This window comes from Pseudomonas sp. SIMBA_068, from assembly GCF_046534705.1.
In the GTDB taxonomy this organism is placed as follows: domain Bacteria; phylum Pseudomonadota; class Gammaproteobacteria; order Pseudomonadales; family Pseudomonadaceae; genus Aquipseudomonas; species Aquipseudomonas putida.
Genome location: NZ_JAWRYI010000030.1, coordinates 1 through 1,971 on the forward strand (window position 1 = coordinate 1; position 1,971 = coordinate 1,971).

Consider the following 1,971-nt stretch of genomic DNA (forward strand, 5'->3'; position numbering starts at 1 on the left):
GTGGCCAAGCTGACCGCGACCCCTTCGGTTACCGAAGGCGGCGAGATCACCTACACCATCACCCTGACCAACAAAGATGGTCTGCCGATCAATAACCACGGCGCCCTGACCTTTACGCTGAGCGACGGCAAGACCGTCATCACCGTGCCGGCCAATGGCACCAGCGGTTCGATCTCCGTGACTGCCCCGGACAACGTTTACGTTGGCAGCAACCCAGCGGTGGTCAACTCCATCGCGACCGTTGCGGGCGCTGACGTCGGCAAGTTCGAGCAACTGACCCTCGACAAAACCCCGGTCAGCACCACCGTTACTGACGAGCCGGGCACCCCAGGCAACGAAGGTGACTTGGTCAAAGTCACCATCACCGCCGACCAGACCTCGGTGGCGGAAAACGTCAAACCGACGTTCACCGTGCACATCAACCAGCTGTTGGACCACGACCTGGTCGTGACCCTGAGCAACAATGCCCAAGTCACCATCAAGGCCGGCGACACCAGCGCGCCATATGAGCACGCGGCACAAGGCGATGACGTCTACAACGACGCTGGCCAGATCAGCTTGGGTATCAATTCCGCGGTAGACGCCACTGGTGCCACCTTCGAGAACCTGCAACTGGGCGGTGCCGCCACCGTTCAAGTGACCGACACCACTGATGAAGTGGTGGCGAAACTGACCGCGACCCCTTCGGTTACCGAAGGCGGCGAGATCACCTACACCATCACGCTGACCAACAAAGACGGTCTGCCGATCAACAACCATGGCGCGCTGACCTTCACGCTGAGCGACGGCAAGACCGTCATCACCGTACCGGCCAATGGCACCAGCGGTTCGATCACCGTCACGGCTCCGGACAACGTCTACGTCGGCAGCAACCCAGCGGTGGTCAACTCCATCGCGACCGTTGCGGGCGCTGACGTCGGCAAGTTCGAGCAACTGACCCTCGACAAGACCCCGGTCAGCACCATCGTCACTGACGAGCCAGGCACTCCGGGCAACCCAGGCGGCAACAACGAAGGCGACCTGGTCAAGGTCACCATCACGGCTGACCAGAACTCGGTCGCCGAGAACGTCAAACCGACGTTCACCGTGCACATCAACCAGCCACTGGACCACGACCTGGTCGTGACCCTGAGCAACAACGCTCAGGTCACCATCAAGGCCGGCGACACCAGCGCGCCGTACGAGCACGCTGCACAAGGTGATGACGTTTACAACGACGCTGGCCAGATCAGCCTGGGCATCAATTCGGCGGTAGACGCCACCGGCGCTACCTTCGAGAACCTGCAACTGGGCGGTGCCGCTACCGTTCAAGTGACCGACACCACCGACGAAGTTGTGGCCAAGCTGACCGCCACCCCTTCGGTCACCGAAGGCGGCGAGATCACCTACACCATCACGCTGACCAACAAAGACGGTCTGCCGATCAATAACCACGGCGCGCTGACCTTCACGCTGAGCGATGGCAAGACCGTCATCACCGTACCGGCCAATGGCACCAGCGGTTCGATCACCGTGACTGCCCCGGACAACGTCTACGTTGGCAGCAACACCCCGGTAGTGCAGTCGATCGCGACTGTTGCGGGCGCGGATGTCGGCAAGTTCGAGCAGCTGACCCTGGACAAGACTCCTGTCAGCACCACTGTCACCGATGAGCCAGGTACCCCGGGCAACCCAGGCGGCACCAACGAAGGTGACCTGGTTAAGGTCACCATCACTGCCGACCAGACTTCGGTGGCCGAGAACGTCAAACCGACCTTCACCGTGCACATCAACACCGCCCTGGCCAACGACCTGGTCGTGACCCTGAGCAACAACGCTCAAGTCACCATCAAGGCCGGCCAAACCAGCGCGCCCTACGAGCACGCTGCCCAAGGCGACGACGTCTACAAAGACTCCGGTGAAATCAGCCTGGGTATCAAGTCGGCAGCCGACATCGGCGGCCGTACCTTCGAGAACCTGCAGCTGGGCGAC

At 61.6% G+C, this 1,971-nt stretch carries 1 protein-coding gene; it reads left to right on the forward strand.

Going from position 1 to position 1,971, the window contains the following annotated elements; all coding sequences use genetic code 11:
- Nucleotides 1-1,971: immunoglobulin-like domain-containing protein (locus SB756_RS27975; protein ID WP_410912729.1), on the forward strand; the 1,971-nt coding region annotated here is incomplete at both ends.